The organism is Trichocoleus sp. FACHB-90 (assembly GCF_014695505.1).
Taxonomy (GTDB): Bacteria; Cyanobacteriota; Cyanobacteriia; order Cyanobacteriales; family FACHB-T130; genus Funiculus; species Funiculus sociatus.
Genome location: NZ_JACJOK010000038.1, coordinates 20,534 through 45,980, shown reverse-complemented (window position 1 = coordinate 45,980; position 25,447 = coordinate 20,534). Strand labels below are relative to the sequence as shown.

Genomic DNA, 25,447 nt, shown 5'->3' with positions numbered 1-25,447 from the left:
AGATTCACGTTAGTTTTACTAATCGTGTAGCAACCAGCCAACTTCTACTCTGGCTTTTGGTAACTCGAAACAGCGGCTCTGAGATTCCCGTGATGTTCCGCAAGCAAACTCGCGCTTTGTTCCCTTTCTAACCCTGTCCAGTGCATCAGTAGCGCTAACTTGACAGATCGCCCACTTTGCTCTAACAAATAACTAGCATCTTCCCGATTTAAATCGGTGAGGTCTTGCAACATTCTTAAGGCGCGATCGCGCAGTTTTTTATTGGTGACGGCGACATCTACCATGCGATTGCCATAAACTTTACCCAACTGCACCATCACGCCTGTGGAGATGATGTTTAAAGCCATTTTCGTCACGGTTCCGGCTTTGAGGCGTGTCGAACCTGCCAGCACTTCTGGCCCCACTATCAAGCGAATATCTAAATCTGCCTCAATGCTGACTTGTTCAGCTGGGACACAGGCGATCAAAATTGTCGTCGCTCCCCGCCCGCGTGCTGCTTGAATTGCACCGTGGACAAACGGAGTCGTTCCCCCGGCGCTAATTCCAACGACGACATCAAGATTGGTGATATGGCGTTGCGCGATCGCATTCGCTCCATCTTCATCTTTGTCTTCTAAATCTTCAGAGCTACGAATTAAAGCCCCCGCACCACCAGCAATAATCCCTTGTACCAAATCTGGCGGCGTACAAAAAGTGGGAGGACACTCTGCTGCATCCAACACGCCTAAACGTCCACTCGTCCCAGCACCGATATAAAAAAGCCGTCCCCCTTGACTTAAGGCACTAGCTGTAGTATCTATTGCTTTGGCTAGTTCAGTTCTGGCGGATGCGATCGCCACCAGTGTTTGAGCATCCTCGCGATTGAACAAATCTACCAATTCCAAAGAACTCAGTTGATCTAAGTTCTGACTATTGGGGTTAATTTGCTCTGTTAAAAGATGCCCCCGCTCCTCCAGATTTTTCATCCTCGATCCTTATTACAACAATCCTTCTAGTTGACGACGAATTTTGTCTAAATCCGAAAGCTCCGGTTCAGGAGCATCTGGTTCCCAATCGGTTTTGGAAAGGTTATTTTCAGGTGGAGCTAAAAAAAGACGTTCTACATCGTCTTCGGGAACAAATCCTTCCGGAATTAACTTCCAGTCGTAATCTAAGTCTTGACAAATTTCCTCAATTTCCTCTGATTCCATTGGCTCCACAGTGGGAGTGGCAAAATCTTGAGCTTCTAGTAGCAGAGCATAGCGAATAGCATCATCTTCTGCTTCAAACAGTAAGAGCAAGTTGCGATCGCCAATTCGCAGCGAGTGCATCCCCTCGTTTTCTGTCCCGGTATTAAATATTAATACGTATCCGCGCATAGTCCCGCCATAATTCTTTTATCTATCTTTCTTTAATTTAGGATATCTGGCAACTTATTCAATTTCCTAACTTCTGTAAAGACGTATACACCATCTCTACACTAATCTTCCATATCGGGCTGTCATCGGTTGGGCCGGATTTTCTTGATTGTAAGCCCAGGCCCACATCTGATCGCCTAGCGAGAAGTGCCACCACTCATTAGGATGACGGCGAAATCCAGCTTGACACATCACAGAATTCAACAACTGCCGATAAATATGATACTGCTGTTGGGCGGCATCAGTGCTATCGGCATAATAATCTGGATACGACGCCGGAGATATTTCATCAATCTGGGTTCCCATGTTAACAGTCTGCCCAGTGCCGTCTACTAAGGTCACATCAACAGCAGCACCAGTGCTATGAGGCGGCGGTGTTGCTGGGTTCAAGTTGGGGAATGCCCAAAATTGATAAACTTCTTCCCAAATCTCTTGACGCTGTGCTTCTGTTAACTCAGTTAAATTTAACTTCCGCGCCTGAACAACTTCAGCAAAGGTGTAATCTACCATAAATTGCTGGACTTCCACCGGGCGATAAGCGTCAAAAATTTTGATTTGCCAACCCTGATGTACTTGTTGCAGGAGAGTGTGGGCTACCTCTAAGCTATCTAGAACGCTTTGGCGGAGATAATATGGCGAAAGCGCTCCATAACTAGCACCCAACTTTTGATAAGGATGAGGAGATTCTACCGCAAATTGCTCCAAAGGAATTGCAGCGATCGCTTCCCCACACTCTACAATTGCAATCTCCTGATAAGGTTTCATGCTCAGTTTCCTCAGGCTGACATCGTTCTTATTATGCCCTGTAATAAATACACTTAATAATCTTTCTTTATTTAGATTGGGTAATATTAATAAATCAATACAGCACACTTGATAATTATCAAGACTAAGGAATTATAAGTTAAAAATTAAGAACTTCTAATTCCTCACTCTTAGATTAGCAATTAGCTACATCCTTCTACAAAATTTACTTCAGGAAGTTTACCGGATCTGATCTGAGTAACACGCTTGCCATCAGTCTCGAATAGTACGCGATAGTTTCTGTCAGCGGCCTCTCGTGGCACGAATGTCAGATAGTGTCCTTTAGGAAGGTATTGATGTGGAGTAACTTTAATTTGCCCTGGATAAAGTGACTTTATTCGCGCTTCAGTATCGCCGATACGTGCGCCTCTGAGAGTAGTAATCGTTTTATTTGTCCACACATCCACTCTAGAAATGCGACCGTTTGTTACCATGAAACCAAGACCAGTGGGGCCTTTTTGCGGTTTGACGTACTGGCAACTGTTATTAGTAGGGTATTCACCAGTTGAAACTAGCCGAGTACCCGCAGCTTGTGAAGCTTGGGAAACAGTCATGCCAATTCGGACTGCTCCGATCCCTCTAATGACTACTTTTGATTGATTTGTTAGTGCTGCTTGCACTAGAGTAGCCGACATTACGCAAGAAACTGCAAGTGAGCTGATGCAGAAAGTCAAAACTTTATTATTGTTAGACATGGCGAATATTTAAGTAATTCTGGTTTTTGCCTAACTGTATCTACCAATTTAAAAGAGATAATTCCAGATTTTAGTTTTCTTTTCAAAAAAATTTATATAGGGTCAAACGATAGTGAAACCAAATAAATGTTTATAACAGTTTGGTTTGTCATTATCAAGTTTGCTCTACATTTTTTTACATTTTCAAGTGTTGGTATTTATAGAAAACAGGATAATTTTGATTAGCTATATAGTTAGTTTTTCGACAGTTTAATAGACTGCAATTTGAATATGAAATATATTAAAATGCCTAAAAAACTATACCAATAGTTAGATTGCAGGAACAATAATAAATGATGATATTGAGGACAGCATTGAGAATTTACGCGATAAAGTAATTCGGGTGAGCGATCGCGATCGCTCACCATCACTCATAATCTCAATGACGTAATTTAATCTTTAGTTGTTTCGGGCGCAGGTGGCACCGGATCGTAACCGCCGGGGTAGAACGGATGACAGCGCAAGATGCGGCGAATCGCAAGCCAGCCGCCGCGCCATACCCCAAATCTCTCTACCGCCTCCATTGCGTACTTAGAACAAGTCGGCTGAAACCTACAAACTGGAGGAAACAGCGGAGAAATCAAGACCCGGTATCCTTTAATTAGCCAAATCAGTAATATTTTCATTCTGGCACCTTAATCTAATAGATTGGTAATAGAGCTTTTTCCCCTTTGAATAAAGTCTTTGTTTAACCCTGTGTCTTCGTTAGAATCATTCCCGCAGCTATGGCTCCAAATTATCTTAATTGGAGTCTGTCTTGGCGTTATTGTACTACTAGCAGAGGGGCTACATCGGTACACCTCCACAGATCCGGAACGGGTGCGCAAGGTGGTACACATTGGTACTGGCAATGTGATTTTGCTTGCCTGGTGGCTGAATATTCCCGCTTGGGTAGGTATTACGGCTTCGATTCTAGCGAGTAGCGTTGCGCTTTTATCATACAAATTCCCAATACTTCCAGGGATTAACAGCGTTGGGCGCAAGAGTTGGGGAACATTTTGCTACGCCGTTAGTATTGGGATTTTAGTTGCTTGGTTCTGGTCTATAAACCAACCCGAATATGCGGCGCTGGGAATTTTGGTAATGACTTGGGGGGATGGGCTGGCAGCGCTGATTGGGCAGAAATTTGGTAAGCATCCCTATCAATTTGGGGGAAGCAAAAAAAGTTGGGAAGGCTCTTTTACAATGTTTTTGGTTAGCTATGCGGTCAGTAGCTTGATTTTACTCGGCGTTCATGGCAATATCTGGCAAAGTTGGGTGGTGCCGTTGGCAGTTGCCTTAGCTGCTACTGCCTTAGAAGCATTTTCCTGGTACGGTATTGATAATCTGACGGTTCCTGTGGGCAGTGCAGCGATCGCATTTTTTTTGACTGGTTTGCTGCTAACCTGAAAATAGTGTCTTTGTTTATAGTTGCAACATCGCCTCCGCCAAATCACTATCTAAACCTTTCAAAATTTATTGAAAAAACCCAGTTTCTCGCAGAAACCGGGTTTTTTAATGGTCGAGTTTTTCTCAATACGGTTCACTTAAAAACTCAAAATTCAAAACCTGGAATTTGTAGAGAAAGAGGATGCAGAAGCCAGTACCCATAAGCATTGGTTGAGTGACACTTGCGTACCGCTACGCCAAAGCAACCTACATACTATTCCCTAAAAACCTTCTTAAGTAAACCTCAAATTTATTTCTTTTGCCTGTTTAATTATTCAAAGCTTATGTATATAGACTTATTTTTGATGCCATTAATAAGCAATTTGTATATTTAATTACCGTTCCCTCTAAAGTATTTACTACCATTGATAGATTAAAAATAGACAATATCCTTTCCACTGGCAGATTCCCGATAAAGGCTTATTAGTACAAGATTAAGCAATAACACAATACAAAGCTGTCATAAATTTAACTTGCATATTAAATTGCTTGCAAGAGCAATAATTAGCAAATAGTCATGGGCTAGATTCTTCCCCATTACCAATTGCTCGAATCTTCCTATGTGCAAATTAGATAGACAGCAGCTTATCTATCTATTATTAGCAGCACATCAAATGACTTTTTTTAATTCCACAGTTCCGCCTCTGCGCCGCAAACAAAAAAATCTTGATTTTCAGGATATCCAAGGACTTTGGCGCATTCATTTGCAGATTGGAAACACTACGCTTTATTCCACGTTTTATACTCGGATCGATCAAGCTTGCATTTTCTGGGGTTTGATATCAGCAGCGATTTTTTTCACCGCGCACTTTTTCCCCTTGAGTTGGAATATTCAAGCTGCTTTGTGGTCAGCGCTGACTCTGATTGGTACTGCTGTAATGGTAGTATGGACGCGCTTTTGGGTGAAGGTGGAGCGGGTTAGCTGGGTGCTGTATTGCTGGGTAATTTTAATGTTAGTGGGGCTTGTCCTGACTGACTTGGGTATTTTCTTGGGCTGGGGAAATGTTTTGATGCGCCTGTGTCCGCTTTGGCTGGGGTTGAGCGCCTTTGGCTATTTCTTGACTGGTTTAGGGGTGCGATCGCGTGCTATCCTTCTGGCTGGAATTGTCCACCTGCTATGTATATTTCTCCTTCCCTACTTTTGCGGTTGGGAGTTTCTGATCGCTGGAGGCGTGATGGTGATTAGCTTGTTAATCTTAGCTGAATTTCAGTGGGATATGCGATCGCCTATTAGTTACGATGCGTTGACCCTAGAACAAAAACAATTCAATCAACAGCAACATCAGCTACGCCGAATGATTGTTTAGAAATATTTCAATAAAATTTGGTGGAGAAGAAACGCTTTTCCCCACCAAATTGTTTATTATTGACCACACGACGACAGAAAAAGACATTTACTTGACTACCAATCAGCCCTTCTAGTTTCTTTTAAGGGGTCGCCTGAAAAGGGCTGCACTCCAGTCACAGGATAAGCATCGTCACTTGGGCCAAAGATGCGAGCGATCGCTTCGGAAAAATACTGGGTGATACTGTCCATCATTCGGGTAATACCCATATACTTACTCTCCCGGTTTGTTTTTAGACTTGAAATGTAAATTAGCTTTCTATACTTACCATTATGAGTAGTTTTGGATTATTGACGTTTATTTGCAATACTTGTTTGATTAGGTTTGCAATACTTTGCTTGTCGTTGATGAAAGCTGTCTGTTTTATTAAACCTTTTACAAGTTTTTTGAACTTACTTATATTTTCAACAATTTACTTTAAAAGTTATGACTTTTGATGGCAATTGCTCCCGTGATGGGGAGCATCCGGCTTTCTTCAGGGCGGCGCAGTTATAGTTTTATGCGATCGCTCTTTATTTCTCAATTTTAGATAAAAATACTATTAAGAATAGTATACAAAGGAGATAAGTAGCCCTAAGAGGTCATGTAACCTACCTGATACATCTATCTTCTTTAACAGATTATCAAAATACCTTGGCAGTATTTTGGTGAATAGCACTATAATCATAGAAACTATTCTTGCCAAGGTAGCAAGATTATGAAAATTTCCCTTGACGGACTTGCAAAGCACCCTAACCCGCTTCAGGAGCAGGAAAGGGCAGAAGATCGGGAACTGGCGATCGCGCCTGAAGATTATAGCCTCCTGACCGACCTCTACCAGCTGACGATGGCAGCTTGCTACACAGGCGAAGGTCTGGAGCAAAGACGCGCCAGCTTTGAGCTGTTTGTGCGACGGCTACCAAACGGCTTTGGCTATTTGATTGCGATGGGGCTGGCGCAGGCGCTAGACTACCTGGAGAAATTCCGCTTTACACCAAGTCAGCTGGAGGCTTTGCAGGCGACAGGGATTTTTGCACAAGCACCAGCACGATTTTGGGCGCTGCTGGAGGAATGCCGCTTCACAGGCGATGTGTGGGCAGTTCCAGAGGGAACGGCTGTTTTTGCCAACGAGCCGCTGCTGCGGGTGGAAGCTCCCTTGTGGCAAGCTCAGTTAGTAGAAACCTACCTGCTGAACACCATCAACTATCAGAGTTTGGTGGCGACGCGGGCGGCACGGATGCGCGATGCGGCTGGGGCGCAAGCAACACTGCTAGAATTTGGGACGCGACGGGCGTTTAGTCCCCAAGCCTCTGTGTGGGCGGCGAGGGCGGCGTTGGCAGCTGGGTTAGATGCCACGTCTAATGTATTGGCAGCGATCAAATTGGGTCAAAAGCCTAGTGGAACGATTGCTCATGCTTTAGTGATGGCGATCGCAGCCACATCTGGAAGCGAACAAGAGGCTTTTAAGGCATTCCACCGATATTTTCCTGGTGCGCCATTGTTGATTGATACATACGATACAGTCGCCGCTGCCCAAGGTTTGGCACAAATGTTAGCAGCAGGGGAAACGCAATTGGCCGGGGTACGGATAGATTCGGGTGATTTAGTAACTTTATCTAAACAAGTGCGATCGCTTTTACCCGATGTTCCCATCTTTGCCAGTGGTGATTTGGATGAATACGAAATTGCCAGATTGAAAGCAGCTGGCGCTTGCATCGACGGTTATGGACTGGGAACTCGACTGGTTACGGGAACAGCTTTAAATGGGGTTTATAAACTGGTGGAAATTGATGGCATTCCCGTGATGAAAGAATCGAGCGGTAAGATAACTTATCCTGGTCGAAAGCAGATTTTTCGCCGCCATCAGGGAAGCCAGGTTAAAGCAGACAGATTGGGATTGTTGACGGAAAGCCCGAATGGAGAAGAACCTTTGTTGCAGCTGGTGGTTAAACAGGGCGAACAGATGCAGTTACCAGATTTAGCGGAAATTCGAGAACGTACAGCTGCATCAGTTGCTAGTTTACCAGCTCTGACGCGATCGCTTGATTCTCCCATTTCTGTATCTGTGGAGATTTCTGAGGCGCTGAGGTTGTTGACTGAAGAAACTCGTCTTGGTTCATCGAAGGAATGAACCGCCTTGGCTATGCTAATGCGCGTTAGCGCTATATAAACCCAAAGGAAGAAAATGAAGAGAGTTGCTTTGTTTGGTACAAGTGCCGACCCGCCGACATCTGGACATCAGGCGATCCTTAACTGGCTGTCTCAACACTACGATCTGGTGGCGGTGTGGGCATCAGATAATCCGTTTAAGTCTCACCAAACGCCCCTGGAACATCGATCCAGAATGCTACGGTTGCTAATTGAGGAAATTAATTCGACTTGGCACAATATCTGCCTGTTTCAGGAACTTAGCAGTCCGAGAACTCTGGAGACAGTCCAGAAGGCGAGGGCAATTTGGGGAATGTCGGTAGACTTTACAGTAGTAATTGGTTCCGACTTAGTTAGCCAGATGCCGCGTTGGTATAGAGTTGAAGATTGGTTGCGCCAAGTGCAACTGCTGGTAGTACCTAGACCAGGATATCCGATAGAAGACTCTAGTTTAGAGGAACTGCGGCAGATGGGGGCGCACATAGCGATCGCTCACCTTAACGCGCCAGCGGTTTCCTCTACAGCGTATCGTGAGAATGGAAACACCAAAGCCTTGACGACCACCGTCAAAGAGTATATCAATAGAGAACGTTTATACGAATGCCAGGACGCGGCTCGAAAAAAATAGCACAACAACCGACATTAGCCGATTTTAAAGTCGGAGTTGATAACGTAATTTTCTCAGTCGATACGGCGCAAAATCGACTGTTAGTTTTGTTAGTAATGCGCCAAGAAGAACCCTTCTCAGGACATTGGTGCCTACCCGGTACTTTAGTCCGTCAAGGAGAATCTTTAGAAGATGCCGCCTATCGAATTTTAGCTGAAAAAATTCGCGTCAAAAACTTGTACTTGGAACAGTTATACACCTTTGGCGGGCCGGGACGCGATCTGAGGGAATGTGATGATAGTTATGGGGTGCGTTATCTATCAGTTAGTTACTTTGCTTTGGTACGGTTTGAAGAAGCTGAATTAATTGCCGATGGCGTTAGTGGTATTGCTTGGTATCCCTTAGAACAAGTGCCGCAACTCGCCTTTGACCACAATAAAATTTTAGAGTACGGTCATCGGCGTTTGCGAAATAAGTTGGAGTATAGCCCAGTTGCATTTGAAGTGTTGCCAGAGGTATTTACTTTAAGTGACTTATATCAGCTTTACACGACAGTTTTAGGGGACAATTTTGCAGATTATTCCAACTTTCGCGCCCGGTTGCTGAAGCTGGGTTTTCTTTACGATACTAAAGTAAAAGTGTCGCGTGGTGCCGGCCGTCCGGCTAGTTTGTATCGCTTTGATGCTGAAGCGTTTGCCCCATTTAAGGATAAGCCTTTGGTTTTTATTTAAACGCCAAGGTACGCAAAGTCATTTAATCTTCTGTGTTAAAAAATATGGAACCCGACGAGACTTTAGATATCCAAGACATCCGTAATGAGATTGATAAAATTGACCGGAAAATTATCGAACTTCTTGGCAAGCGATTTGAATATGTGAAAGCTGCTGCCAAGTTCAAAACCAGTGAAGAAAGTGTAAAAGCCCCAGAACGGCGTAAGGCTATGATGCAGCAAAGACGTGTTTGGGCTGAAGAACAAGGCTTAAATCCTGATGTAATTGAAAAGTTATATCAAGATTTGGTCACTTATTTTATGAATGAAGAATTGCACCATTGGAAATCCAGAAAATAAATAATGTAATATATTCAAATACAGCAAACGTTATTTATATATAAAATCTTATCTCTCTTCCTCTGCGTTCTAAGCGTCTCTGCGGTTCGTTTTAAAAAAGTAGCTTTCACACATCAAATAGGATGGCTATATATGAAAATTGCGATCGCTCAACTTAACCCCACAATTGGCGACCTCGCCAACAATGCCCAACAAATTCTCAATGCTGCTAAAATTGCAGCCGAGAATAATGTCCGTTTATTGCTAACACCGGAACTTTCTTTGTGCGGTTATCCGCCACGGGATTTGCTATTAAATCCCAGCTTCGTTGAATCAATGGCAAAGGTTTTACAGCAATTAGCGCAAGATTTACCGCCAAATATAGCTGTTTTAGTGGGAACAGTTGAACCAAATTCAAAAGCGCACGTTGCTGGCGGAAAACCTTTATTTAACAGTATCGCCTGGTTAGAAAATGGTCAGTTACAGCAAATTTTTCACAAGCGACTGTTACCAACCTACGATGTTTTTGACGAATATCGATATTTTGAACCAGGGCTGCAAGCTAATGCTTTCACCCTCGACAATCTCCACATCGGAGTAACAATTTGCGAAGATTTGTGGAACGATGAGGAATTTTGGGGTAAGCGCAGCTATGCGATAAATCCAATTGTTGATTTAGCTCAATTGGATGTAAATTTTATTGTAAATTTATCAGCTTCGCCTTACAGAGTTGGTAAGCACAAGTTGCGAGAATCGATGTTGCGACATAGCGCGTCTCGCTTCAATAAACCAATCGTATATGCTAATCAGGTTGGGGGAAATGATGACTTAATTTTTGATGGTTGCAGTTTCGCTTTAAATCGTACTGGTGAGGTAGTTAGTCGCGCTTTTGCTTTTGAAACAGATTTGGTGTTAATAGAATTTGATGAGGAAAAGCGGGATCTGCTCCCCCCCAACTCCTCCTCGTTAAGAGGTGAGGGAGGGATATCGCCTTTACCAGAAACTGAAGATGAGGAAATTTGGGGCGCTTTAGTGTTGGGGGTGCGAGACTATGCGCGTAAGTGCGGCTTTTCTAAAGTAGTTATTGGTTTGAGTGGTGGGATCGACTCGGCATTAGTGGCAGCGATCGCATCCTCTGCATTAGGATCAGAAAATGTATTCGGCATTCTCATGCCTTCTCCCTACAGTTCCGATCATTCTATTAAGGATGCGCTGGAATTAGCCGAAAATCTGGGCATTGCGACTGAAATTCTGCCGATTGGCGATTTAATGACAGGTTACGACAAAACTCTGGAAAAGGTGTTTGCTGACACATCTTTTGGACTTGCCGAGGAGAATATTCAATCGCGGATTCGCGGTAATTTATTGATGGCGATCGCTAACAAGTTTGGCTATTTGCTACTATCTACAGGCAATAAATCAGAAATGGCTGTTGGTTACTGTACGCTTTACGGCGATATGAATGGCGGATTAGCTGTAATTGCTGACGTACCTAAAACCTGCGTCTATTCCCTTTGTAATTGGCTGAATGCTGAGAAACTGGGGACTGGGGACTGGGGACTAGGGACTGGGGAAGAAAAGAATGCTACTCTTTCCTCTATCCGAAAAGAAATTATCCCAACCAATATCATCTTTAAGCCTCCGAGTGCGGAATTAAAACCCGGTCAAGTCGATCAAGATTCTCTGCCGTCTTATGATATTTTGGACGACATTTTACAACGCTTAATTCACGAGTATCAATCATCAGCCCAAATTATCGCCGCCGGACACGATGCAACTGTTGTTAACCGAGTGATGCAACTGGTAGCGCGTGCGGAATTTAAGCGGCGACAAGCACCTCCGGGAATTAAGATTACAGATCGCGCTTTTGGTACTGGTTGGCGAATGCCAATTGCCAGTCGTTGGGCGGTAAATAATTAAAAATTTCAAAGCTAAGAAAGTAGACAGGCATCTTGCCTGTCTACGGTTTATTGTTTTACGAGTTTTAAACGCGATCGCTGCTCCCAAACCTTCTTTATCTGAGATTTTTTCAAACTTTGCAAACGCGATCGCAACTGTTTTAAATTCGGTGTCTCTCTGCCATAACGCCATTGGACATATGCCTGGGAAATTTCGTTGATGACTTCGGCTTTGTCGGGTGAATGGTGTTGACGTGCTTGATAGGCATACTCTAGAGGAGTATGTGCTGGGTGCTTGGCGTATCCTTGGACACTCAACTCCTTAAGCATTTGCTGGTAGATACTTTCCATCGGCGGCAACTTACCCAGCCAGAGACGGTAACGCAATGCTTGCAACCTGTTCCAAGCCAACCAACCGAGAAACCCCAGGCAAATTGCCAGGATTATACCAGTAAACAATCCCACCCAGCCATTGGAAAGCAGCGCCCAGAGCCAGATTATCGCCCCAATCAGCCAGATGGTAATGGCACCGAATACGTTATTTAACCAACTTGCTACAGGCGAAGGCAACCACCCGGCAACCCACTGCCAGAACTGGCGCAACACGCTAAAGGTTTGGTCTTCTTCAACGGAGGGGGGAATTAAGGGATTACCGGGAATCGGATCGAAGGCAAACCAGCCGTAGTTGGGAAAATACACTTCTGTCATCGCGTAAGCATCGGTGTTGCGGACGACATAGAAGCCAGTGAAGGGATTGAACTCCCCTGGTGAAAAGCCTGCTACTAGCCGGGATGGAATGCCAATCGAACGCAACATAATTGTTAAAACGCTGGAGAAGTGGTCAGGATAACCTCCTTTGTGTTTGAAGAGAAATGCTTCTACTAAGTCTTCGTTTTCATCCAAAAAAGGCAAGCCAAAAGGGTCTTGTGGGATGGTGTAGTTTTGTTTGAGATACTGAGCTAAGTAGAGAGCTTTTTCGTAGGGAGAGGTGATGGGTTTTCTCGATTTGGCTAATATTTCTTCGGTTAGCTGCCGCACTTTGTCAGAGATTTCTGGAGGAACTTGCAGATAGTAATTGCGGATTCTTTCGGAATAGTTTGTTGATGTTTTCGCCAAAAGAGCGCGATCGCGTACTGGTACTTCCGAAATTACGGTGTAGGTAAATCCTTCCCCCAAACCTGTCGGCGATCGCAAACCGCTCTCCGTATCCACCGCTACTTCCTGTGTGGGAAAATACAGTTCTTTAGGATAGGATAAGGCGGGAATCAGATTCGGCAGTTCAGAGACTATTGTGTAACTCTGAATCACCTGTTTAGTTTTCCCACTGAAGATGACCTGTCTGGGAAGGAAAAATCGGTACGACCAGGCCGGACGTTGCACAGTCTGTGTTTGCTTGTCGCGGGAAATTTCCCAACCCTGACCAGTGTAGCGATCTAACGCCAGCACTCGCCAAAATCCCTCGGCTTGCGATCGCACTCGCATCACCACTTTGGGCTTCATCTCTCCCCGGAGATTCTGGTTAATTTTGCTGCTAAAGCCGTAGTAGAAGGTATCATCCATCTGCCCGGCGCCCCTTTCTTGGTTTTGTCCGCCGCCTCCACCTCTACCTTGTTTACCTTGTCTGGCGTAACCAGGGTTAACGATGGCGCGGCCGTTACTAGAAAAATTTTGTTGTTCTAAACCTTGAGGCCCGCTAACTGGAAATGTTTGTAGTTGATAGCCAGGAAACCGGGGCATTAATGCAAAAATAGTTAGCCCCAGCCCGACAATTAAAGTAAAAAGTAAAAAGTAAAACTTAAAAGTGTTTTTAATTTCTTGGGGATTTTTTTTAACTTTTATCTTTTTACTTTTGCCTTCAAGTAGGCCTAACCGAGAGCGATAATCTAGCACCAGAACAGGCAGCGCTACGCCCAAAAACAACAGCAAAATTGGTGCAAAGGTTAAGGTTTGGCTGACTGTACCAGCAACGCCCAACAAAATCAGCCCAATCACCATCGAATAGCCTAAATCTTTGCGACGCGGGAGGTCAAAGCTGTGCAGCACTTGCAGATGAATTAACAATTCTGCAAGCACCAAGCGTGTATCATTCAAAGCACCAAACAGATTTCTCAGAAAAACTGTTAGTGCTACCACCATCCCAATCGCTATCAAAAATTTTACAGGCACATTGCGATCGCGTCGTCGATACCAACTCCACGTCGCACCAACTAGACTCAGCGGCACAGCCCATAAACTAATCTGAGTTTCCGCCGCTACATCCGTGGCAATAATCCCCACAACTACGAGTGCCTGCACCAGCACCCGTAGCAGGATTGATTCTTCCGTTTCCGGCTTCGACGTTGTTTCTAGCCGTTGCCGCACCCGATGCAAAACTGAATTAGTCATTAGTCATTAGTTATTGGTCATTAGTCTATTGTGCTTTGTCCGCTGTCAGTTGTCCGTATGTGTTGGAAGGTTGGAAAGTTGTTAGAACGACAATCTCTACCCAACGTTTCAACTCGACAACCCTTAAGTGACGATTGACTGCTGACGAATTACTAATGACTACGAACTAATGACTACGAACTAATTGCGATCGCAAAAATCAGCGGTGGTTGATCCACTTCTGACAAGCGAATTTCCAGAGGATAAGTCTGATTAGGTTCTAAATCAAACGATTCTACACTCAGGTAGCCTGGATAGGAACGCTGCGCTGTTGCTTCTGCAACAGCAGTTCGCAGCGTCAAACTGCCGCCACGAGGTAAGCGACTAACAATCCTGCACCTGGGAACCTTACCCTCTACCTGGTATTCTGCCTGGACGCTCATGATCCCCAGAGATGTTTGCCAATGTCGCTCCACAGGCTTCGAGTCGGGCGATACTGGCAACGTCAGTGCCTTGATGATTTCTCTAGCCGCCAATAAGGACAGCGCCATCTGTTGGCTATCTGTAGCTTCTTCGTAACGATTCGTGAAAAATTGCTGCTCTTGGGGGGAACGGGTTGGATAGAGCAACACCATTCCTGCTAACTGGTTTAGTGTCTGGCGTTGTTCTGGAAACAAGGCACTAGCGGCACGCACCAATTTCGCTCCCTGCGCTAGCGGCGACTGCACGACCTCCTGACAGGAATCTAGCAGTTGTGTTAAAACCGTTTCGGGGAGGGTGACAGGCAGACTGAAGTTAGAAAGCTGGGGTATCCACAGGGGAACAGAGCTTTCAGCCTCGCGGTCTAAATAATCAGGTTCGTAGTTGCAAATTTCCGTCTCCCAAGGAAAAAGAGGTGGGTTACGTTCAATTTCAACTTGCAGTTTGCGCTTCAAAAGGGCATGGAAACGATTTTGCACAGTCGGTTTTTCTCCTCCCAAGTTGAGTGGTTGACAGCCTTGGGCCGCTTCATCGAGGTGGTCTAATACTAGGCTCAGGTCTTCCGAGTCTAGGGGATCAGAATAATCCAATTCCATTGCCTCCACAGAATCGCCTTCCAAGTTAGGGTCTTGTGGTGGTTCTGCTGCTGTGGGATTAGAATCCTTTAGCAGCCATGCTAGGAAGCGGTTATCTATCGCTTCGGAATTGTTATCTAGGTCACTATTCATCTTGAGATGCACTTGCTCCGGATACTGAACGATTGCGAATTTCCCAGGCAAGCTCCAGCAGCTTAAACCATCGCTTTTCGACCTGGGAAACCGTACAATTTAAAGTCTGAGCGATCGCTGCTGCTTCCACTCCCTGTTGCTTTAATCGTAGTAATTCAGCCTGTTGAGCGCTCAAAAGTCCTTGAAACACCTGCCATTGCTGGGGTGTTAGACCCAAATTGCGCTCCAAATCCGCTTCTAACCACTGATGCACCAGTTCCCAGCGATGGGAAAGGGCAAACCGAATTAAATGATATTTGAAGCGTTGTTGCAAATAATCCCTCTGGCGGGGAGTCAAACCCAAAATCGCCTCAATTTCCCCGGCAGATAAATCTTTCAGGCGCAGCGTAAAGTAATCGACGCATTCAGTCTGCTGGCGGTCTTTGAGATATTTCATCAACTCCTTAACCACCGTTTGGCGCAGGCTCTTTTCCAACGGTTCCGGTTCATGACCTACCATTGCCTCCCGTACCTGATGCACCGTTGCTTCATTCCAAACCGAGTCTGACTCCGTAGCGCCTCCCTCAGCCGCCTGCTCCATATCTACGGAAGTTTCCGGAGGTTGCTGTTGCGAAAATGTCTGCGCCCGCAGGATGATTAGTTGCTGAGTACGATGACCCGGAAGGGGAATGCGTCGCTTGCCATAGCGTTCGGCAAAAGCCATGTATTCTGCCAACTCTAAAAGAGTATGGGGACGATACTTGGTAACAATCGCATTCTCGCGGCGAAACGCATTTAAGGATTCCGCATAGAATCCTTGCAAGAAATCTTCAATCAGCACCAGCCGCGCCTGATAGCTCGTTGGCACCTGTGAAGGTGTAATGTAGCGATAGACAATCGCACTCAGAGTAGCGTGTAATTCCACTCTTCCCCGATGTGCGCCCATCTGATAATAGTGAAGACATTGCTTTAGGCGAAGACGAGCCAGTGTCGTCGCCCAAGTTTCCACATCTCCTGAATCTTGGATGCGTTTACTCTCATGACAAATTCGGGCGACTTCACTGGCTATCCGCGCCGCCACCTCACGACAGTTATCCTCCGAGGCTTTTGTTGACTCTCGGAGTTCGTTAAATAGTAGTTTAAAAATTGCCTCCACGCGCTGGTAGATATTCCCCACACTGGCTAAATTGTTACCAAGACCCTAGCATACCCAAACGTCATACGTTAACAGCACAAGCCCTTAAATTAACAATATGAATTTAGACCAACAGATTCTAGCACTGATTGACAAAGCGCAACTTTATGGTGTACCACCTGAGTGGATTACCCAAATCGCACCCGTTCTCATCGAATATGCCACGGGGTTACAACATTTAGAGTATTACATTCTCCAAAGCCCAGAATCCGGTTGGTTATTGACAACCCTTAGTAATCGCGCCGAACCTGATGTCCAAAAAAAGGTGATACACGCTTTCTCAACTCTTGAGGACGCTAAGGGTTTCCAGTTAGTGCCAGATCCTCAAATTGTTGCCCAAAGAGAGCCTGTGACTCACATTTTGTTTGAGACGGTCGGCAGGGAGGTGATAGACAGCACAATTTTCTTTGATACTCCTGGTAATCGTACCACTGGCTATGAAATTTTTCGGGTAAATTTAATAGAGCGCATCAAAGAACATCAGCAAATACATCGACCTTCCCCCAAATCTAACCCCAGAAACTTGCCTCCAGATATTGCTTGAGCAAGGTTTTTTATGGTGAGCTTTTTTAATCAATGGTTTGAAGCTTTAAGAAATGTAATAAAATGTCCGATTTGGATTAATCGTTTACACTCGTCTACTTAAAGCCGAGCCTAAATAAACGAAACTAAGAAACCGGGTTTGTAGGGTTCCTGCAATCTCCGTTGAATTATGCCCACCTCCTTAGCCGCTAAAGTTAATTGCCCTTGTAAATGTTTGTAAAAATATTTCCAGAGGTTCCTGGTAAGTAGAAAAAGTTCTGTAGAGGTACTTATTGATTTTGGATTTTGGATTTTGCGAAGGTCGGATATATTCCAAAAGCCTCCCATAAGGCAAAATCTCTTTGATATTGTTTTGACGACAGCACTGTTATGCTTACCATCGAGTGCTTACGCAGCAGTTTTCAACATCGCCTCAGGCGGGCAGATTTTCGATTTTTCGACATCGGTTTTTACTTTCAGTGTCTCGGGCGAGGGAACCATCACCGACCTGAACGTGAGGTTTTCCGCCCAGCATACTTATGATTCTGACTTGACTGTTTTCTTGCGATCGCCAACTGGAACACAAATTCAACTATTTTCGCAGGTAGGTAGCTTTGAGGACAACTTTCAGGATACCCTGCTCGACGATCAAGCAGCGATCGCAATTACTGCTGGTGACGCGCCATTTATCGGTGCCTATAGACCTAGTAGCCCCCTGAGTGCGTTCAATGGGCAGAACCCCAACGGAACCTGGACATTGAGCATTGTTGACGACTTTGCCGCCGAGGATGGCTATTTGTACCAAGCAGGCGACGCAGCACCGTGGGGGACTGCCCTTGGTACGCAGCTGAGTTTTAATTCTTCTACTCCAGTGCCTTACGAGTTTTCACCAACCTTGGGCATATTGGTGCTGGGCGGTTGGGGTGCGGCGACTCAACTCAAAAAACGACTGCAAAAACGCAAGTAATACTTACGCGATCGCAAATTTTTCTAGTTGTTTCTAACAGTATCAAATTCCAAAATACCCAGCACTTACGAATAGCTACTGAAATTAAAAGCCACCCAAGTTTAATTAGCTTATTAGCCAGTAATTATACTGAATTTTTCAAAAATTACCTCTATCTCTCGATAGATTGTCCGGAAGTTTAAACCAGAAAGGGAAAGATGAACCAGGACGTCCTGATTGAACTTTACACTGGGAAATTATCACATGGATATTCGTTCGCTGCCCATAGTTTGCAAACTGCAATTAGCCAGTTTGAAGAAAGAGCAGCCGATCTTAGACTGTGAAACAGCTACTCCAGATCGTCAGTGTCAGCAACTTAAACGTCCACTCACTTTCCACAAAAGTTTAGTATTTCTTGGACTAACAGCAATATTAGGACTCAGTGGAGGCACTGCCCCTCAAAGTGCGATTTCTCAAACGAACTTAGTTTCATCAATAGGCAGTAATGTCACCTTTTCCTGTAACGATTCTGAAGCAACAATTCGAGCTAAAAACGGCCCTAGAGTCACCTTTGGATCGTCAATCATATACATCGGCTACCAGCAAGTATCAAGTATTAACCAAGACCCGCGAATGGTGCGTTTCGACAATGGTGTAAGAACTTGGTGTAAAACAGACTACGACACAACAGGTGCTGATGGTCGAGGCTACGGTTTACTTTGGAATGGCAGCAGCATTTTATATGCTGCATTCAGTACCGACGGCACACAGGGAACATCCAGCCAAGATTTCCGCCGCTTTGCTACAAATGGTTGGTTAACTAGCTATGGACAAGGTGGGGGTAGAAAAGTGGCAATTCTGGCACGGATAGATCCCAAAACTGGTAACGTTCTCAATGCCACATTTTTATCAGCTTTGCTAAGTAATGGAGAAAGCAATTCTTTAGATGTAAAAGGCTTATCTTGGACAGGCACAAACCTTGTCATTCAAGCAGATTCATATTTTGCTCCTCGACGACCAAATAAAACTGCCATGACTTGTATTGGTACCTCGCCCTTGCAATACAAGGCGCAATTCACTAGCGACTTAAGAACTGTGGTGCAGGCTTCAGCACTAGGTTGTTCTTAAATTGGGGTTTGCCAATTAACGCAATGGATAATCCCGATTAAAACTCTCTTTAAGAAGGGCGCAAGGGGGATTATTACCTGAGTTTGTCTACTGTAGATCCCCAAAACTCCCTTCTTAAGGCGGATTTCTAAAAGTTGCACGTTAAGCCAATTACTAATTGTTAAAGGTTAATCGCTAATTGGGAGAATAAAAAATGAACAATTATCTTTTTTTGCCTTTTATCTTTTGTATTGTGCCTTTTTTAGTTGGAGAAGTGGCACAAGCTGCTACATTTACTGAGATTGGGGATGCTGGCGAATTGCTTTCAACAAGTCAGGCTGTCAGTACCCAACCGCCCGGAACACCCCTGACCAGCATCTTAGGAATAATAACGGCAGGTGAAGATATTGACTTGTTCCAAATCTACGTAAATGGTGTTAATCCATTTTCCGCTACAACAGTAGGTACGGGGACTACGATTGACACGCAGTTATTCTTGTTTAATTCAGCGGGCATAGGTGTTTTTGGAAACGATGACGATGCAGGTACTCCTCAGTCAACTATTCCTTCCACTTTGTTATCTGCTGGGGTTTACTATTTAGCCATTTCTACCTTTGGAGACTCGCCAGCAAGCGCTGGAGGTGACATTTTTCCTTCACCATTGTTGGGAGTTCAAGGGCCAACTGGTGCTGGTGGTGCGTCGCCACTTAGCGGCTGGTTCAGAGACAGCTTTGATGACAATATTGGCACCTACACTATCAATTTAACCGGGGCTGAGTTTACTACTGGTTCTACTCCTGTTCCCTACGAACCGCATTCAGCACTGGGAGTATTAGCGTTGGGTGTTTGGGGTGCTGTTTCTAGATTTAAAAAAACACGAAAATTAGCCAGAAAATCATGTATAGAGGGCAATACCAGCCAAAGCGGACAACTTGCTAAAAAGCCAGAAAAGCAAGTTTAAATCTATGAAAAAACGTACTGTCAGCGTAGGTAGGTTATTAGGAAACTCAAAGTCATGGTTGTTTGCGATCGCTTTCGGCATAGCTGCGGTTCAACTAATCTTAACCTGGAAGCTAACTCGCGATAGCGATCGCTTAAGCTTAACTGTCTTGTCTTGGTGTGCTTTATTCTCTTTGCTGTGGAAAAAACGTAATACTTTAAAAGTAGAAAGTGATATCCTTTCTACTTTATTTGGTGTCTTACTGATTGCTATCAGCCTCATCAAAAGCACATCTCTGTTTTGGTTTGAGTCTTCATTTATTAAAATAGCTATATTATTTTTCGCTTTAGGTTTGGGTTTGATAGCATCTGGTTTTAAGGGCTTAAAGCAATATTCGCTGGAATTTATTATCGTGTTCCTTCTTGTTATTCCTGAAGAATTGCTATTACAGCAACTTGAAAATCTAATTAATACCAGTTTACTAGCCGCTAAGTTTTCAACCTTCATGCTTTGGTATTTAGGATTTACAGTTTCTCGCCAAGGCGTAAACGTGATTTTACCCAACGGCGCTATAGAAATATATGCCGGATGTTCTGGATTAAATGCGATGTTCCTACTGTTACGGTTGTCGCTGCTTTTTATTTTAGTATTCCCTACGGAAATTTATAAAAAAACCTTATTACCCATAGGGGCTATTTTATTAGCATTTCTAATCAATGGGATTCGAGTTGCTTTAATGGCGGTTTTGGTAGCATCCTCAAATCAGCAAGCATTTGAATACTGGCATGGATCTGAAGGCAACCAAATATTTTCTACAATTTCCATTTTAATTTTTGGTATCTTATGCCAATTCTTGCTACATGAAAATAAACCAGAAAATCCAGATAACATGGAGTTTTAAAAGCAATGATATTGAGCAAAGAACTCCGAGGCATATTACTAGCTATAACTTCTTTTGGGATTATTTTGACGCTTTTAAAGTTAATTTTAGATCCAGAAGCAGGTAATAAAACTGTTAGCTTGTTCGCTTTTCCTCCAAATGTTCCATTAAGTGAAGCCCAACTATTAGAAAGTAAACCTCTGAATGATACAGTTAATCAGCTACCTGGACAATACGATTCTGTTATTGCTGGAAGGCGATATCGATATATTAAAAATGGCATTTTTATCAATATAGAGATGCGCTATGTGGTAGGTACTCTGGGAAATATCGATAGCTTGCTGCAAAAACATACTGATGTCAAGCTACCTCGTGGTGAGATGATACAGGCGTTACGCCAGCAAAATGAAATGGGCTTTTATAGCCTCTTTGTTTATCGGCATCAAGCTTACTTGAATGCCTGTATTAACCCACGGGGAAACAGTACAGTTACTATGCAACAATTTTTGAAAAATCAGGTTATTTACGACTTACAAATAAGACGTTTGAGGCCTTGGTTATTAGGTGAAGAAACTTTGCGCGATCGCCGTTGTCTTTGGGCGCATTTATCCACGCCTTTAAATGCTACTAATCCTGAGTCTTCCTACCAACTTTTGGAACAAGCTTGGGTTTCCTGGTTTCGCTGGTGGAAACCGCGTTTTCCTAAACAATAGAGAGTTTTGAGCAATAACAATTTAGAAAAAAAGTTTTACTTGTATGAATCAATCCGAAAGCAAAGAAATCCAGACTATTTCTCTTTTGCGGGTAGCAGGTTACGGCTTGTTGATGTTAGCCTTCTTTGATTTTTCTCAGATTCTTGTTCCGCCACGCTTTACTAACCCAACCTGGGAATTTCAGATGATGGGTTCTCTCGTTGAACGAGTTCCTGTACCTTTGATAGGAATGGTGTTGGTTTTTTACGGAGATTTAAGTTATCGCCGCAAATTAGAAATAACTATATTAAAACTTTTTTCCTGGGTTTCTCTAGCCTTGGGAGTATTATTTTTGCTGCTAATTCCTTTAGGAGTTAATAACACTTGGCGACTTTATAATCGAAACAATGCCCAAATCAATTACCAATCATCTCAACAGTTATCGCAAATTCAACGATTTAAAGGTAGGTTAGCACAAGCTACCACTGAAGAAGATATGAATCAGCTTTTTGCGGCTTTAAATCCCCAAGAGCGATCGCCTGAAATTAAAAATACTGAAGGCTTCAAAAAGAAACTACTTGCAGAAATTGGTAAAGCTGAGAAGATTGTCACTACCCAAAATCAAACAACGCGCCAAAATATGCGCCTTAGCCTAATAAAAAGTTCTCTAAAGTGGAACTTAGGTGCGTTGGTTTCTGCTACTTTGTTTGTTTGGATTTGGCACGCCACACGCTGGGCGCGACGCAAGCGGAGCAAGAGCATTCGTAATTAATACTTTATGGTTTATCAACCCTAAAGGAAGGCTTCGCCTAAGAAAAGGCGAAGCCTATTTAATTGGTCTTGAGTTCTATGGTAGACAGCGTAAGACTACTAGCGATCGCGCCGTGACTGGCACAGCTTTATCACCCGTGTAAATAGCTCCGTCTTCTACGAAACCAGCCTCCTTAGTATCAATCTCAACCATCCACCCTCGCGCTTGCAAATCGATTGGTAAAGTAAACTCAATCATTTCCCAGTGAGCATTAAAGAACAACAGAAAGCTCTCATCAATAATGCGTTGACCTTGGGGGCCAACTCTGGGAATTTCCTCTCCATTCAAGAAAACCCCAATTGCCTTGGAAAAACCAATCTGCCACTGTTCCTCAGTCATCTCGCTACCATCAGGATTGAACCAGGCAAGATCGCTTATCGTCCTACCGTGGATCGGTCTTCCTTGAAACCACTTGCGTCGCTGAAATACCGGATGTTTGCGGCGGAAGTAGATTAGCTGGCGAGTAAAATTTAACAGCTCAGATTTTTCATTTTGCAAATTCCAATCCAACCAGGAAATTTCATTGTCTTGGCAATAGGCATTATTATTACCCTTTTGGGTTCGCTGCATTTCGTCCCCGGAAACCAGCATCGGTACGCCTTGGGAAAGCATTAACGTCACCAGGAAGTTTCGCTTTTGTCGTTCCCGCAACGCCAAAACTTCGGGGTCATTGGTTTCCCCTTCTACCCCGCAATTCCACGAACGGTTATGGCTATCGCCATCGCAGTTGTTTTCTCCATTCGCCTCGTTGTGCTTCTCGTTGTAGCTGACCAGATCGTAGAGAGTGAAACCATCGTGGGCAGTTATAAAGTTGATACTGGCATACGGACTGCGCCCGTTGGTCTGGTATAAATCAGAGCTACCCGTGAAGCGGTAGGCAAATTCCCCTAAGCTACCCTCCTCACCGCGCCAGAAATCTCGCATGACATCGCGATACCTGCCATTCCACTCTGACCACAGCAGGGGAAAGTTGCCGACTTGGTAGCCGCCATCTCCCACATCCCAAGGTTCGGCAATCAGCTTCACATCGGCGATTACAGGGTCTTGGTGGACAATGGTAAAGAATGCTGCCAGATTATTCACGTCATAAAGTTCTCGCGCCAGTGCCGAGGCAAGGTCGAAGCGGAATCCATCGACGTGCATCTCTAAGACCCAATAGCGCAGACTATCCATGATTAACTTCAGGATTTGCGGATGGCGCACGTTCAAGGAATTTCCGCAACCCGTGAAATCCATGTAATAGCGGGGATCTTCATCTACGAGGCGATAGTAAGCGGCATTATCTACCCCTCGCATCGACAATGTAGGGCCTAGGTGATTGCCTTCGCCCGTGTGGTTGTAGACCACATCCAGAATGACCTCAATTCCTGCCTTGTGCAGCGCTTTTACCATTGCCTTGAACTCGCGTACCTGACCCCCCGGAGTTTTATCGGCACTATAGCCAGAGTAGGGGGCAAAGTAATTGAGGGAATCGTAGCCCCAGAAATTCTTCAGTCCCTTGTCAGCGAGATGTCCGGGAAAGCGTAAGAAGTGATGTACGGGCATCACTTCTACTGCTGTAATTCCGAGGGTCTGGAGATGAGCGATCGCGGCCGGATGCGCCAGCCCCGCATAAGTACCCCGCAGTTCTTCCGGGATATTTGGTTGCAGCTGGGTAAATCCTTTGACGTGGGTTTCATAGATGATCGTCTCGTGGAATGGGATTCGCAGCAGTTGATCCCCTTCCCAATCAAAGGACTCATCAATAACAACCGATTTTGGCATCAGATGGGCGCTATCAGTTTCGCTGAAGCTGAGGTCTTCTTCTGGGTCATCCCAAGAGTAGCCAAAGAGTTCTGGCCCATTGACGACATCGCCATCAATCGCTTTCGCATAAGGGTCGATCAGGAGTTTGTTGGGGTTGAAGCGATGACCTTGAGATGGATCGTAGGAGCCATATACACGATATCCATAGCGTTGTCCCGGTGCTATCCCCGGCACATAGCCGTGCCAAACCCAGTTGTCTACTTCCGTCAGGGTGAGGCGTTTCTCCTTACCGTCTTTGTCAAACAGACAAAGTTCTACACCCGTTGCGTTTTCACTGAACAAAGCGAAATTTGTACCTTTGCCATCCCAGTAGGAACCTAAAGGATAAACGTTACCAGGCCAGAGTTCTAGGTGCATATATGGAAAAATTCACGAAAAATTGATAGTTAGCTAAAATCAACTCCTTACAGCGTCAATTCACTCCAAGCAAACGCATCTAATCTCTCAAGTCTTGCTAAATGAATGACTTAATTGTAAGAATTTTGTTATTCAACGCTGTATCTTATTGATTTAATTGATGTTCAAAATTTAGATGTGTTTGCTTTTACTAATCGAGTTAAAAGTATTCTTGCATATTCGTGATGGCAAGTTTTTATATTTGGGTATCAAGTTTATCATAAATTGTTTGGTTAGGAGTTCCCATTGAAACAATGGCCTCTCTTCATCAACCGCAAGCAGCATCAGCAAATGCCCACTATTGTGCGTAAACCGAAGAAAGCCTTAGACACCATGACCCTTGATTACCCACTTGTTGTTTAAAAATAAATTTAGCTGTTACTGTTTTCTGCGGCTTCTATCCGAGAATGGAACTAATGTTAAGCTTGAAAGTGATTTTAAATACAAACTATCTTAATGTAAGTTAGGGCTGATACCAAGTAGCATTCAAATATGTCGCTTCACTTCACTTTGCTCAGCATGACATTCTATCTATGAATGCAGCTTTGTATGAGTAGTATTTTCGGTTAAGTCTGAGCGCGATCGCAAACATAAACAGCAAGAATTCAGAATTCAGAAAAATGAGGGGACAGCAAAGACTTTTCAAGGCTTAATTGTTTTAGCTGCCTATCTTTTGATCCAAGACTTTCCTAAATCTGAAATAGACAACTAGCAACGGGATAATCTACAGCCATTGTCCGCCCCGAAAACGCCAGCGGGGAAATATAATTCGCATAATTGTTTGCGATGCCATATAAACAGCAAGCCAAACAACGCTGTAGTGGAGTGCGAACCATTGCAAAGGTAAATCTCGTCTTACACCTGGTAAGCCAAATATTTTTACTAATAGCACTATAAATATTGCTTCCCAGATACCAGCAAGTAATTGTAAGACTCCGGGCCAATCTCTATCCCAACGAAATTTCTGGAGATAGTCATAAAGAACATCCCAAGCCAGTCCAAAGATAGCAACATCTAGCAATACCCAGAAATAAACTGGATTGGCTGGGCCGATGATGCCCAAATAAAAGGGTAAAGTTACTAAAACGCCTACTGTTGCAAGTAGTAATAACCGAGTTTGCCAGCGACCAAACAGCGTTGGAGTCATAGGATTTTAGATTTTGGATTTTTAATTTTGGATTGCTCCGACGGATGATGGAAACTTGCAAATTG

Annotated in this window: 25 protein-coding genes; 14 read left to right on the top strand and 11 right to left on the bottom strand. The window is 44.2% G+C overall.

Annotation, left to right across the window (positions count from 1 at the left end; genetic code table 11):
• Positions 1 to 44: 44 nt before the first annotated feature.
• From murQ to yidD, 5 genes are all read right to left on the bottom strand, one after another.
• Positions 45 to 965 (bottom strand): N-acetylmuramic acid 6-phosphate etherase, encoded by a 921-nt coding sequence (murQ, locus tag H6F74_RS11230; protein WP_190440733.1) that lies wholly within the window; start codon positions 963 to 965, stop codon positions 45 to 47.
• Between the two features lie 12 nt (positions 966 to 977).
• Complete coding sequence (locus H6F74_RS11225) at positions 978 to 1,358, bottom strand: DUF3110 domain-containing protein (RefSeq protein ID WP_190418200.1); 381 nt, start codon at positions 1,356 to 1,358, stop codon at positions 978 to 980.
• A gap of 96 nt (positions 1,359 to 1,454) precedes the next feature.
• On the bottom strand, positions 1,455 to 2,162 hold the full coding sequence (locus H6F74_RS11220; RefSeq protein ID WP_190440730.1) for a M15 family metallopeptidase: 708 nt from the start codon (positions 2,160 to 2,162) through the stop codon (positions 1,455 to 1,457).
• A gap of 182 nt (positions 2,163 to 2,344) precedes the next feature.
• Complete coding sequence (locus H6F74_RS11215) at positions 2,345 to 2,896, bottom strand: hypothetical protein (protein WP_190440727.1); 552 nt, start codon at positions 2,894 to 2,896, stop codon at positions 2,345 to 2,347.
• Between the two features lie 431 nt (positions 2,897 to 3,327).
• On the bottom strand, positions 3,328 to 3,561 hold the full coding sequence (yidD, locus tag H6F74_RS11210; RefSeq protein ID WP_190440724.1) for a membrane protein insertion efficiency factor YidD: 234 nt from the start codon (positions 3,559 to 3,561) through the stop codon (positions 3,328 to 3,330).
• Positions 3,562 to 3,631: 70 nt separating this feature from the next.
• Between yidD and H6F74_RS11205 the strand changes: the two genes are divergently transcribed.
• Positions 3,632 to 4,324, top strand: a complete 693-nt coding sequence (locus H6F74_RS11205; RefSeq protein ID WP_347269504.1) for a diacylglycerol/polyprenol kinase family protein — start codon at positions 3,632 to 3,634, stop codon at positions 4,322 to 4,324.
• 653 nt (positions 4,325 to 4,977) lie between these two features.
• On the top strand, positions 4,978 to 5,670 hold the full coding sequence (locus H6F74_RS11200) for a hypothetical protein (protein WP_190440720.1): 693 nt from the start codon (positions 4,978 to 4,980) through the stop codon (positions 5,668 to 5,670).
• Positions 5,671 to 5,765: 95 nt separating this feature from the next.
• Here the strand turns inward: H6F74_RS11200 and H6F74_RS11195 are convergent, their stop codons facing one another.
• On the bottom strand, positions 5,766 to 5,918 hold the full coding sequence (locus tag H6F74_RS11195; protein ID WP_190418212.1) for a hypothetical protein: 153 nt from the start codon (positions 5,916 to 5,918) through the stop codon (positions 5,766 to 5,768).
• A gap of 488 nt (positions 5,919 to 6,406) precedes the next feature.
• Between H6F74_RS11195 and H6F74_RS11190 the strand changes: the two genes are divergently transcribed.
• From H6F74_RS11190 to H6F74_RS11170, 5 genes are all read left to right on the top strand, one after another.
• Positions 6,407 to 7,819, top strand: coding sequence for a nicotinate phosphoribosyltransferase (locus tag H6F74_RS11190; RefSeq protein WP_190440718.1), 1,413 nt, complete (start codon positions 6,407 to 6,409; stop codon positions 7,817 to 7,819).
• A gap of 54 nt (positions 7,820 to 7,873) precedes the next feature.
• On the top strand, positions 7,874 to 8,464 hold the full coding sequence (locus H6F74_RS11185; RefSeq protein ID WP_190440716.1) for a nicotinate-nucleotide adenylyltransferase: 591 nt from the start codon (positions 7,874 to 7,876) through the stop codon (positions 8,462 to 8,464).
• Positions 8,437 to 9,174 carry an NUDIX domain-containing protein gene (locus H6F74_RS11180; RefSeq protein WP_190440713.1) on the top strand — a complete coding sequence of 246 codons (738 nt, stop codon included), beginning with the start codon at positions 8,437 to 8,439 and terminating at the stop codon, positions 9,172 to 9,174. Before H6F74_RS11185 ends, H6F74_RS11180 begins: the two co-directional genes overlap by 28 nt.
• 44 nt (positions 9,175 to 9,218) lie before the next feature.
• On the top strand, positions 9,219 to 9,512 hold the full coding sequence (locus tag H6F74_RS11175; RefSeq protein ID WP_190440711.1) for an isochorismate lyase: 294 nt from the start codon (positions 9,219 to 9,221) through the stop codon (positions 9,510 to 9,512).
• Positions 9,513 to 9,644: 132 nt separating this feature from the next.
• On the top strand, positions 9,645 to 11,411 hold the full coding sequence (locus H6F74_RS11170; RefSeq protein ID WP_190440708.1) for an NAD+ synthase: 1,767 nt from the start codon (positions 9,645 to 9,647) through the stop codon (positions 11,409 to 11,411).
• 47 nt (positions 11,412 to 11,458) lie between these two features.
• Here the strand turns inward: H6F74_RS11170 and H6F74_RS11165 are convergent, their stop codons facing one another.
• The 3 genes from H6F74_RS11165 to hetZ all read right to left on the bottom strand — a co-directional run bounded on the left by H6F74_RS11165 (position 11,459) and on the right by hetZ (position 16,117).
• A complete protein-coding gene (locus H6F74_RS11165) occupies positions 11,459 to 13,774 on the bottom strand; it encodes a DUF3488 and DUF4129 domain-containing transglutaminase family protein (protein WP_190440706.1) in 2,316 nt (771 codons plus the stop codon).
• Positions 13,775 to 13,947: 173 nt separating this feature from the next.
• Entirely contained in the window at positions 13,948 to 14,961 is a 1,014-nt protein-coding gene (locus H6F74_RS11160; RefSeq protein ID WP_190440704.1) for a hypothetical protein, read from the bottom strand.
• Positions 14,954 to 16,117, bottom strand: coding sequence for a heterocyst differentiation protein HetZ (gene hetZ, locus H6F74_RS11155; RefSeq protein WP_190440700.1), 1,164 nt, complete (start codon positions 16,115 to 16,117; stop codon positions 14,954 to 14,956). Before hetZ ends, H6F74_RS11160 begins: the two co-directional genes overlap by 8 nt.
• A 76-nt stretch (positions 16,118 to 16,193) precedes the next feature.
• Here hetZ and H6F74_RS11150 point away from each other — a divergent pair, with 76 nt between their 5' ends.
• The 7 genes from H6F74_RS11150 to H6F74_RS11120 all read left to right on the top strand — a co-directional run bounded on the left by H6F74_RS11150 (position 16,194) and on the right by H6F74_RS11120 (position 21,994).
• Entirely contained in the window at positions 16,194 to 16,679 is a 486-nt protein-coding gene (locus H6F74_RS11150; RefSeq protein ID WP_190440683.1) for a hypothetical protein, read from the top strand.
• Between the two features lie 351 nt (positions 16,680 to 17,030).
• Positions 17,031 to 17,624 (top strand): proprotein convertase P-domain-containing protein, encoded by a 594-nt coding sequence (locus H6F74_RS11145; protein ID WP_190440680.1) that lies wholly within the window; start codon positions 17,031 to 17,033, stop codon positions 17,622 to 17,624.
• Positions 17,625 to 17,867: 243 nt separating this feature from the next.
• Positions 17,868 to 18,731 (top strand): hypothetical protein, encoded by an 864-nt coding sequence (locus H6F74_RS11140; protein WP_199301101.1) that lies wholly within the window; start codon positions 17,868 to 17,870, stop codon positions 18,729 to 18,731.
• 193 nt (positions 18,732 to 18,924) lie between these two features.
• Positions 18,925 to 19,671 carry a DVUA0089 family protein gene (locus tag H6F74_RS11135; RefSeq protein ID WP_190440677.1) on the top strand — a complete coding sequence of 249 codons (747 nt, stop codon included), beginning with the start codon at positions 18,925 to 18,927 and terminating at the stop codon, positions 19,669 to 19,671.
• A gap of 4 nt (positions 19,672 to 19,675) precedes the next feature.
• Positions 19,676 to 20,551, top strand: a complete 876-nt coding sequence (gene crtA, locus H6F74_RS11130) for a cyanoexosortase A (protein WP_190440674.1) — start codon at positions 19,676 to 19,678, stop codon at positions 20,549 to 20,551.
• Positions 20,552 to 20,556: 5 nt separating this feature from the next.
• Positions 20,557 to 21,243 carry a cyanoexosortase A system-associated protein gene (locus tag H6F74_RS11125; protein ID WP_190440671.1) on the top strand — a complete coding sequence of 229 codons (687 nt, stop codon included), beginning with the start codon at positions 20,557 to 20,559 and terminating at the stop codon, positions 21,241 to 21,243.
• A gap of 43 nt (positions 21,244 to 21,286) precedes the next feature.
• Positions 21,287 to 21,994: an HpsJ family protein gene (locus H6F74_RS11120; protein WP_190440668.1), complete on the top strand. Its 708-nt coding sequence runs from the start codon at positions 21,287 to 21,289 to the stop codon at positions 21,992 to 21,994.
• 75 nt (positions 21,995 to 22,069) lie between these two features.
• On the opposite strand, the gene glgX is transcribed toward H6F74_RS11120, so the two are convergent.
• Together glgX and H6F74_RS11110 are read right to left on the bottom strand one after the other, a co-directional pair.
• Positions 22,070 to 24,196, bottom strand: coding sequence for a glycogen debranching protein GlgX (gene glgX / locus H6F74_RS11115; RefSeq protein ID WP_190440666.1), 2,127 nt, complete (start codon positions 24,194 to 24,196; stop codon positions 22,070 to 22,072).
• 763 nt (positions 24,197 to 24,959) lie between these two features.
• Entirely contained in the window at positions 24,960 to 25,382 is a 423-nt protein-coding gene (locus H6F74_RS11110) for a hypothetical protein (RefSeq protein WP_190440663.1), read from the bottom strand.
• Between the last annotated feature and the right edge of the window lie 65 nt (positions 25,383 to 25,447).

Coding starts and splice junctions, on each gene's coding strand:
- murQ (WP_190440733.1), bottom strand. CDS start 965: ATGAAAAATCTGGAGGAGCGGGGGCATCTTTTAACAGAGCAAATTAAC.
- H6F74_RS11225 (WP_190418200.1), bottom strand. CDS start 1,358: ATGCGCGGATACGTATTAATATTTAATACCGGGACAGAAAACGAGGGG.
- H6F74_RS11220 (WP_190440730.1), bottom strand. CDS start 2,162: ATGAAACCTTATCAGGAGATTGCAATTGTAGAGTGTGGGGAAGCGATC.
- H6F74_RS11215 (WP_190440727.1), bottom strand. CDS start 2,896: ATGTCTAACAATAATAAAGTTTTGACTTTCTGCATCAGCTCACTTGCA.
- yidD (WP_190440724.1), bottom strand. CDS start 3,561: ATGAAAATATTACTGATTTGGCTAATTAAAGGATACCGGGTCTTGATT.
- H6F74_RS11200 (WP_190440720.1), top strand. CDS start 4,978: ATGACTTTTTTTAATTCCACAGTTCCGCCTCTGCGCCGCAAACAAAAA.
- H6F74_RS11195 (WP_190418212.1), bottom strand. CDS start 5,918: ATGGGTATTACCCGAATGATGGACAGTATCACCCAGTATTTTTCCGAA.
- H6F74_RS11190 (WP_190440718.1), top strand. CDS start 6,407: ATGAAAATTTCCCTTGACGGACTTGCAAAGCACCCTAACCCGCTTCAG.
- H6F74_RS11185 (WP_190440716.1), top strand. CDS start 7,874: ATGAAGAGAGTTGCTTTGTTTGGTACAAGTGCCGACCCGCCGACATCT.
- H6F74_RS11180 (WP_190440713.1), top strand. CDS start 8,437: ATGCCAGGACGCGGCTCGAAAAAAATAGCACAACAACCGACATTAGCC.
- H6F74_RS11175 (WP_190440711.1), top strand. CDS start 9,219: ATGGAACCCGACGAGACTTTAGATATCCAAGACATCCGTAATGAGATT.
- H6F74_RS11170 (WP_190440708.1), top strand. CDS start 9,645: ATGAAAATTGCGATCGCTCAACTTAACCCCACAATTGGCGACCTCGCC.
- H6F74_RS11165 (WP_190440706.1), bottom strand. CDS start 13,774: ATGACTAATTCAGTTTTGCATCGGGTGCGGCAACGGCTAGAAACAACG.
- H6F74_RS11160 (WP_190440704.1), bottom strand. CDS start 14,961: ATGAATAGTGACCTAGATAACAATTCCGAAGCGATAGATAACCGCTTC.
- H6F74_RS11150 (WP_190440683.1), top strand. CDS start 16,194: ATGAATTTAGACCAACAGATTCTAGCACTGATTGACAAAGCGCAACTT.
- H6F74_RS11140 (WP_199301101.1), top strand. CDS start 17,868: ATGGATATTCGTTCGCTGCCCATAGTTTGCAAACTGCAATTAGCCAGT.
- H6F74_RS11135 (WP_190440677.1), top strand. CDS start 18,925: ATGAACAATTATCTTTTTTTGCCTTTTATCTTTTGTATTGTGCCTTTT.
- crtA (WP_190440674.1), top strand. CDS start 19,676: ATGAAAAAACGTACTGTCAGCGTAGGTAGGTTATTAGGAAACTCAAAG.
- H6F74_RS11125 (WP_190440671.1), top strand. CDS start 20,557: ATGATATTGAGCAAAGAACTCCGAGGCATATTACTAGCTATAACTTCT.
- H6F74_RS11120 (WP_190440668.1), top strand. CDS start 21,287: ATGAATCAATCCGAAAGCAAAGAAATCCAGACTATTTCTCTTTTGCGG.
- glgX (WP_190440666.1), bottom strand. CDS start 24,196: ATGCACCTAGAACTCTGGCCTGGTAACGTTTATCCTTTAGGTTCCTAC.
- H6F74_RS11110 (WP_190440663.1), bottom strand. CDS start 25,382: ATGACTCCAACGCTGTTTGGTCGCTGGCAAACTCGGTTATTACTACTT.